Origin of the sequence: Parapedobacter sp. (genome assembly GCF_035556095.1) — a bacterium.
Classification (GTDB): Bacteria; Bacteroidota; Bacteroidia; order Sphingobacteriales; family Sphingobacteriaceae; genus Parapedobacter.
This window is the reverse complement of the sequence record NZ_DATMFT010000003.1, coordinates 110,723-119,338: the sequence shown is the minus strand read 5'-3', so window position 1 is coordinate 119,338 and position 8,616 is coordinate 110,723. Positions and strand designations below refer to the sequence as shown.

The following is an 8,616-nucleotide window of genomic DNA, read 5'->3' as shown; positions in this document are numbered from 1 at the left end:
CGCGAATCGTCTTTGCCCACGTCGTTTGGCATGAATGAGATAATCCTGCCACTCGAAGATCAGTTAGGCACCGCTTTGCGCCGAAGCTCAAACCAAATGGCGGCCGCCAGCCCTACAATCAACAGGATGGATCCAATCAATGAAATGGTCTCACCCAAGTGATATGATCTCGGCTCAAACTTAAACTCCACCTGATGGTTTCCGCCGGGCAACTGCAGTGCGCGCAACACGTAATTGGCTCGTAGAATAGGCAACTCTTTGCCGTCGACGAAGGCTTTCCAGCCTTTGTCATACCAGATTTCGGAAAAGACAGCGAAGGCGTCACGCGGGGCAGAATATTCGTAGACCAGGTGATCTGGTCGGTATGATGTGAGTTCGATCGACGCATTCTCCGGTGGGCTAAGGCGGCCTTCATCCAACAATGGCCTGAATTCCGCATGGATAAATGCTTCTTTTGATGGATCAAATGAATTGATAGCCGCCATTTCTTCCTCGTTACTTTCTACCACAGTCACCTTCTCTACAAACCAGGCATTACCGGAAGCGGTATTCCGCCGTTGGATGCGCTGGTTGTTTTCATTGTCTGCCGTAATCAGGTAGCGCGTGTTTAGCATATCCAATACATCTTCATTGATCGCACCGGAAAATTGCTGTTCGATCAACTCCTGGTAACGCATCAGTTTGGCCGCATGGTAGCCTCCGATAGACTTATGAAAATGCGATGTGCGTGCATCGGCAAATGGATTTGTGGTAACATCGAGCACCCGATAGTTTGGATCCTTGTCCATCAAAATGAGTTTATCGACCTCCCGTTCCGGGTTAAACTGTCGTGTCAATTGCAGCTTGTCGGCAAACCGTTCGTCATTCAGGTAGCGTCTATCCACACCCCAAAGATCAACCAACGTTACGATGCCCAGCAACACCACAACGGCTTGTGCCTTCAGTTTGTTCTTAATCAGCAACCACACCAACACAAAGGTCGCCCCCACAAAGAGGAGTGAACGGAATGCATCGGCACGGGCTAGTGAGACACGGTCTTTCACCAATGCTGCCATCAACTCATTGGCAAAAGTATTGTCTTGCAGCTGCTGGCCGTATTGCTGAACCATCGCTTGGTGATTTGAGCTTTTGAAGCTCAAAAACAGATCGGGTAATGCAGCAATCAATAGTATAATACCGCCTACGCCATAAAATACATACAGCACTTTTTTGTCCAGCTTTTTGATAGCCGGTCCATTTTTGATAACTTCATTAATGGCTAGTACGGCTAACACAGGGATCAGAAGGGTGGCAATGATCAGGATGGACTCCACCGCTCTAAACTTGTTATACATCGGGAAATAGTAGAAAAACAAGTCGGAAACCAGCGGGAAATGCCGCCCAAATGACAATAGCAACACCAGTGCCGTAGTGCCCGCCAGCCACCATTTGATGCGACCCGGTACAATAATCAGCCCCAACACAAACAAAAACATGATGCCGGCACCGAAATACCAAGGCCCTGACGTACCTGGCTTTTCGCCCCAATAAGTCGGCAGATTGGCTGCAAAGCCTGCTGCCTGGTTCGGATCTGCTCCTTTATTGATCACGAGCTTGGCTACGTTTGATTGGCCGTCCAAGCGGGTAGACATGCCGCCGCCGTACGCATTGGGTATCAAGAACGTAATGCTCTCGCCGACGCCCTGGCTCCAATGATATGCATAGTCTCGGCTCACGCCGTTGTCTGCCCGCTGTGTGTTCTCCGTTTTCAGGTTGGACCTCCCACGCAACGTCTCCTTGCTGTATTCATAAGTGGGCCACAATAGCGAAGCGTTTACCGCTATGGCTACAATTACTGCTGCTACCTGATAAGCGATAGCCTTGCCAAAAGCGAGCAACCGTTTCTCGCGGATGGCACCATATGCCTCGATGCCGACCAAGATCAGTGCCGCCAAAAACAGGTAATACGTTACTTGAATATGGTTTACGCGGATCTCGAGTGCCATGGCAAGCGCCAACAACACCGCCCCCCACAGGTATTTGCCCCTGAAAGCCAATAAGATTCCAGCTAATATAGGTGCCATGAATGCGATTGCATAGGTCTTATTGGCATGACCAGCCTCGATATAGATAAAATTGTACGATGAAAACGCAAAAGCGACAGCACCTACAGCAGCGAGCCAGGGCTTTACTCGGAGCACACTGAATAAAAGGTACGCACCGATCAAATAAAGCAGTACAACATCGATTGGGTGTGGAAAGACACCCTTAAAACCATGCAGTAGATACGTTGTGAGGTTACTGGGCAATTCAATCAATACCTGATAGGATGGCATGCCGCTAAACATGGAGTTTGTCCACAGTGGCATATCGCCGTCGCGCGCTTTGATATCCAGTATCTCTTGCTGCCCTGCCTGTGCCTGCAAAACGTCATGCTGGTACAATACCTTACCTTGCCACGCAGGCGGGAAATAGATAAAAGTGATAGCGATGAAAATACCGATTATCGCCAGGTGGGTCGCGTTATTGTTGAACCAGGTCTTCATTCAATGGTTTCAATTAGGGTATCTTATTTCTGAATAAAGGCCAAACTTAGATAAAATGCGTGGTATTCGCGAACTCCGCTTAATAAAAATGTCGTTGCTTTACCTACTCGCCTTTCTGGATAAGACGGTTGATATCTTTCAGTTCACCAAACAGCACCAAGATATCATCCGATGCAAGCACTGTATCTGATTGGGCGATGCCGGTAGCTTCCGTACTTACCTTCATCTTGCCATCTTTCAACGTCTCTGTCGATTTAATCGTTGTGAGCACAATAACCTTGAATTTATTGGTCAGGTTGGCCTCCTTCAAGGTCATCCCTACGTACTTTGCAGGTACTTTGGTCTCGACGATGCTGTATCGCTCCGATATTTTAAATGAATCCACGATATCGGTGTTGTCCAACCGCATGGCTAACCGGGCCGCGGATTCTTCTTCGGGCATGATATATTCGTCGATATCCATGGCTTCCAATACCGTTTTCTGCAGGTCGGACACCACACGGCCCACAATTCGCTTCACTTGGAATTGCTTGAGCAGTGCCGTGGTAAGTAACGATGCTCCTTCATCTTCACCGATGGCTACGATGGCAGCATCGGCATCCTTAAGCGGCAGTGCGCTCATGGCATCTGCATCTGTGGTGTCCATACGTATGGTATGGGTGATTTTCTCCTTCAGCGCCTCCACCTTGCTCATGCGGTTGTCGGCACCGATTACTTCGTGGCCCAGTTCGGTAAGGCGGATGGCAAGGGCCCTGCCGAAATTTCCTAATCCTAAAACGATAAACTTCATCTCGATTTCATAAAATCCTATTAAAACAATATCTTTTCCTGTGGGTATTCATAGCTTCTGTTTTTCGTATTCTTGATAAGAGCCACCAGCAGCGTGAGCAGGCCCACGCGCCCCACGAACATGCTACAGATAACAATTACTTTCCCCGCGGCGCTCAGCTGCGGTGTAATGCCCAGACTAAGCCCACAGGTCGCGTAAGCCGAGAAGCTCTCAAACGCAATAGGAAGCAACCCCAAGTGGCTGTCGGTAATCGCCAATCCAAACATGGTGGTGCCAACCGCCAAAAAAGAAAGGACGATAATGGCAAAGGCCTTGCTTACCGAATCGGTGGATACTTCTCGGCCAAAGATTTCCAACTTATCCTTCCCTCGGGCCAAGTTGACGATATTGAGCAAGGCCACCGTGAAGGTGGTGGTTTTGATACCTCCACCGGTAGATCCGGGCGAGGCCCCCACCCACATGAGGAAAACAGCCGTTGCCAACATGGGCAGCGAAAAGCTACTGACTTCGGCCACGCTGAACCCAGCGGCACGGGCACTATTGCCTGTGAAAAAAGCCGAAATCCATTTGCCCCACAAGGTCTGGTGCGCTGCCAACGTATGGTTGTATTCCAGCACGAAAGTAGCCACCGTAGAAAACACAACCAGCAGCAAGGTAGCCCACATGATCAAACGCGTATTGAAACTGATGACCCACGCTCGGTAGATGTAGGGTCTGCTGTGGAATACGCGCAAGAAAACGTTGACGGCCCATCGCTTAATAAACGTATAGGTATTAAAAACAATTCCAAAACCCAGTCCACCAAGAATAAACAGCAACGAAAGAACCACCTGCATTTCATAGTTGAAACGGAACGCCGCTTGGTTAAGCCCACCTGCTGCCGTGGTGAAGCCTGCATTACAAAACGCAGAAACGGCATGAAAAACCGAGAAGAACGCCCGGTCGCCGTATGTCTCGAAATCGGCGGCCTCGGTACTGAAAAAGATAAAAACGGCACCCACCACCTCAAAGAAAAGGGTGACGAAAATAATCTTCAACAGCGTACTGATAACCGATGCAACTTTATTTTGCCCCAAAAACTCGCTGTACATCAGCTGATTTTTATAAGAAAAGCCACCACTGAAGAAATAACCGAAAAACCCAGTAAACGTCATGATCCCCAAACCACCCAACTGGATAAGGATAAGGATTACCGTATGGCCGAATTCAGTGAATTGGGTTGCGATATCAACCGTAGCCAATCCCGTGATGCAAACGGCGCTGGTAGCCATAAACAGCGCATCGACAAAGGGTAGTGGGGCGCCTGCAGTAGTCTTGGGCAGCATCAGCAGCAACGTACCCACGAGTATCAGCACCAAAAAGCTGATGACAAATAGAATGGTCGGGTTAAAATAGAAATTATCGAAGAAAAGACTGCTTTTGGACAATTCTGTAAGAAACACCGCGAATATGCCAAGATAAAGCCATTCATCATTCTGTAAGAATGCGAGGTGCGGTTCCTCTGTGACACGGGCTAGAATAACCGTAAGGAAATACAGGGACAGCACCAAGCCCCCGTAATGGGCAACACCCACCTTCCGGACCGCTAGCATGGAAAAACCGATACGGAGGGCTCCCAGGAAAAACAAACCATAAAACAACCATTTGATAATGGCTGCAAACTGCCGTGCCGTCGCTTTATCCGTATTATACCCGAGATGGAAGAGTACAACCAAGGCACAGACCAAGCTCACATAAAGCATCACCCGGTCAACGGTGCTCTCCCGGTATTTAAAAATATACTTGATGTCGCTCAGCATGGCGGCGTTTTATCGCTCGATGAGCTCGATATGGTACAGCTTACTCCAAAGCTTGCCGGTTACAAACAGCCTGTCGCCGCCATGGTCGTAAGCGATTCCGTTAAGCTCGTTGTCATAATCCGCTTTATCCGGATAGATACCGATTAGGTTGATTTCTCCTTCCACAGCACCGGTCTTCGGGTCAATAATCACGATGATATCTTTCGTATACACGTTAGCATACACTTTTCCGTCGATGTATTCCAACTCGTTGAGGCTGTCCAGTGGTCCTTTACTGTCGTATACTTCGATAAATCCTTCCTCGGCATAAGTGTCTTTGTTTAGGAAATAGAGCCGGCTGGTGCCGTCGGAAAGGATCAGTCGGTCGCCATCGAAGCACAGCCCCCAACCTTCTTTAAACGATCCATATGGAAAATCCCCAATCTTGGCAAGCGAGCCTTTATTGTATATAAAGCCAACGTTATTGCGCCAAGTCAGTTGAATCACTTTATCATGGACGAGGGTCAGCCCTTCACCAAAATATTCGTCATCCAAGTCGATTTTCTGCAATATGTTACCGTTTTGGTAATTAACCTTGCGAATCGACGATTTGCTACGCTGGCCGGTGCTTTCATATAGTACACCTTGCGAATCAAACTCCAGTCCCTGTGTATACGCCTCAGGATCATGCGGATACTCTGCAACGACGTTGAAGCCATAACGTTTCGGGGTCGGTGGCACCACCACAATGTTGCTATATGCCACGCGTTCTTCGCCATTGTAATAAAGCTTGGCACTAAGTGTCCGGCTGCCAAACGCGGCGTTTTCCGTATTGAGGCTTACCACTGTGCTGTCCATCTTGCGTTCCAGCACTTCGCCATCCATACTGTACACCACTGAATCAAACGCCGACACGTCTTCGGGAAACACCAGCTTCAGTGGCACGGATTCGCCAAGCTGCACCAACGTGCCTGCCGCCGGTGTATCAAATCGGAATTTGGACGCCTTCTTTTGCGTATTGCACGATGTTATGAAAACAAGCAAAACAACCGGTATGTAGATTAATCTGTTCATACGGACAAACTTAATTATTTTTCTTCGTAAGGATTTTTGCGCGAATCAACCCGGCCAAAACGCATCACGTATCAACCGCATATTATACGTGCTGTTTTTTTCTGAATATAAAATGGAAACGATATCAAAACGGATTTCCCCACCATGCTTTGTTGCAGCAATGTATTGGTTGGCCGCGCGCGTAAGCTTGGCTTGTTTCGCGTAATCGACAAACTCGTAAGGCATCCCATACGCGTGGCTGGCCCGGGTTTTCACCTCAACGAAAACCAGTATATCGCCATCATCTGCGATGATATCTACTTCCAGATTTTTATAGCGCCAGTTTTGGTGTCTTATCCGATAACCGTGCTGCTGCAGCAACCGTGCTGCCGCATCTTCCCCCTGTTTACCTTTTTGAAGTGTATTCATCTATTTCACAACGATGGTACCCAATTTTTCGGCTATTATCTTCGATACGTCTTTTAACTTCTGGTAGTTCGCAAGCATGATTTCCATATTGGCTGTATCAGTTTCATCCTTTATCGCCTCCCTTACCTTTAAGATCTGCTGTTCCACCTTCCGCTTCTTGATGCGATAAATCGCGCTGTAAACGAGGTCCTCCAGCCGTTCCGATTCATGAGAGACATATATTTTACGCTTCTCATCATTCCAATTGGGGCTCAGGCTGTATTTGGTGGCGAGCAGGTCTATCGCCAAGTCAGCAATGGCACGGTCGCGATGGGCGATAAATGTCCGTTCTTCCGGAAGCTCACCACGATTGATGAATTCGCGGTAAACACCAATGATGGCAAGGCAGGCCGGATCATCGAACGACACGTCGCTCAATCCACTCAGCAGGAGCGGGGCAATCGGCACATCGTCTTCTTCCCACGTGGCGGGTTGGCTACCGTAATGCAGCAATATCCGGACGATTTCCCGTTCATGCAGTACATCAGACGAAACGGTTTCAACAGGCTGAGCCATTTGAGTGCTCGTTTCAATAGCTCCGTTTTCCACTGGTTGCTCGGGCAACGGCTCCGTTTTACGGTCGGCTTTTTTCGCCCGGCCAATCCGGAGCTTATTGAGCTCCGCGATGAGCAGACGTTCCTCGATGTCTAATAATACACTACATTCGCGCACAAATACCGACGCTTTGATCGCATCCGGAATCAGCGCGATGCTCTCCACCACATCGTGGATAACGCTTGCACGTCTAATCGGATCGTTCCCGGCATCACGCAATAATACATGGGTCTTATAGAAAATGAAATCCTGCTGATGCTCCGCGATGTATTGTCTGAATGCCGTCGACCCGAACTTCTGTACATATGAGTCGGGATCATTGCCATCGGGAAAAAGCAGCACCTTTACATTAAGCCCCTCTTCCAATAGCATGTCCGTTCCGCGGAGCGATGCCTTGATCCCTGCTTCATCACCATCATAGAGAATGGTTACATTCTTGGTGTACCGCGAGATCAGCCGCACCTGCCCACTGGTAAGTGACGTGCCCGATGAAGAAACCACGTTTTCTACACCCGCCTGGTGCATGGATAAAACGTCGGCATATCCTTCCACGAGGTAGCAATTGTCGGCGTCGAGGATGGGTTTTTTGGCGAGATAAAGGCCGTATAGTACATCCGACTTGTGGTAAACTTCACTTTCCGGTGAGTTGACGTATTTGGGGGTTTTCTTATCTGTTTTCAGCGTACGCCCGCCGAAGCCCAGTATACGCCCGGTGAGGTTGTGTATGGGGAACATGACGCGCCCCCTGAACCGGTCGTACACACTGCCATCATCTTTACGAATGATTAACCCGGTGGCCTCCAGGAACTCATCCTTATAGCCTTCTGCTTTCGCCCGATCGTATAGGGCGGTCCACCCCTCCGGTGAATAACCCAGTTCAAATTTTTGGATGATGTCATCGCGGTAACCACGCTCGCGGAAATAATTGAGCCCGATGGTTCGGCCATCGTCTGTATCCCAGAGCGTCTCCTTGAAGAATTTTCCCGCCCAATTCGTTACAATAAAGAGGCTCTCGCGCTTGTCCTGCGCGGCAAGCTGTTCCGGCGTTCGCTCGGTTTCCTCAATTTCAATATGGTATTTCTGGGCTAGGTATTTAAGCGCTTCGGGATAGGAGTACTTCTCGTGCTCCATGACGAAACGCACCGAATCGCCACCGGCCCCGCACCCGAAACATTTGTAAATCCCCTTACTTACCGAGACGTTGAACGACGGTGTCTTCTCATTGTGGAACGGACATAAACCAATCAACGACGTACCCCGCTTTTTGAGGTCCACGAAATCGCCCACCACCTCTTCAATCCGGGCAATATCCAGTATTTTGTCGACAACTTCTTGCTTAATCACACGCCACTGTTTGGTAGGGTAAAATTAACGAATAACGAAGAACTACCAAGGATAACCTGAAAATATTGCGATTTGTAGCTATCAGGCCACATCAAAGCAACCC

Annotated in this window: 6 protein-coding genes; all 6 read right to left on the bottom strand. The window is 48.9% G+C overall.

The window, feature by feature from the left end; genetic code table 11:
- Nucleotides 1-59: 59 nt before the first annotated feature.
- Complete coding sequence (locus VNQ80_RS00945) at nucleotides 60-2,525, bottom strand: YfhO family protein (RefSeq protein WP_325635439.1); 2,466 nt, start codon at nucleotides 2,523-2,525, stop codon at nucleotides 60-62.
- Between the two features lie 103 nt (nucleotides 2,526-2,628).
- Complete coding sequence (locus VNQ80_RS00940; RefSeq protein ID WP_325635437.1) at nucleotides 2,629-3,315, bottom strand: TrkA family potassium uptake protein; 687 nt, start codon at nucleotides 3,313-3,315, stop codon at nucleotides 2,629-2,631.
- A 20-nt stretch (nucleotides 3,316-3,335) separates the two neighbouring features.
- Nucleotides 3,336-5,114 carry a TrkH family potassium uptake protein gene (locus VNQ80_RS00935; RefSeq protein WP_325635435.1) on the bottom strand — a complete coding sequence of 593 codons (1,779 nt, stop codon included), beginning with the start codon at nucleotides 5,112-5,114 and terminating at the stop codon, nucleotides 3,336-3,338.
- Nucleotides 5,115-5,123: 9 nt separating this feature from the next.
- Nucleotides 5,124-6,167: a glutaminyl-peptide cyclotransferase gene (locus tag VNQ80_RS00930; RefSeq protein ID WP_325635433.1), complete on the bottom strand. Its 1,044-nt coding sequence runs from the start codon at nucleotides 6,165-6,167 to the stop codon at nucleotides 5,124-5,126.
- A 45-nt stretch (nucleotides 6,168-6,212) separates the two neighbouring features.
- Nucleotides 6,213-6,575 (bottom strand): YraN family protein, encoded by a 363-nt coding sequence (locus VNQ80_RS00925; RefSeq protein WP_325635431.1) that lies wholly within the window; start codon nucleotides 6,573-6,575, stop codon nucleotides 6,213-6,215.
- Entirely contained in the window at nucleotides 6,576-8,513 is a 1,938-nt protein-coding gene (gene dnaG / locus VNQ80_RS00920; RefSeq protein WP_325635429.1) for a DNA primase, read from the bottom strand. It lies immediately after the preceding gene.
- Nucleotides 8,514-8,616 lie beyond the last annotated feature (103 nt).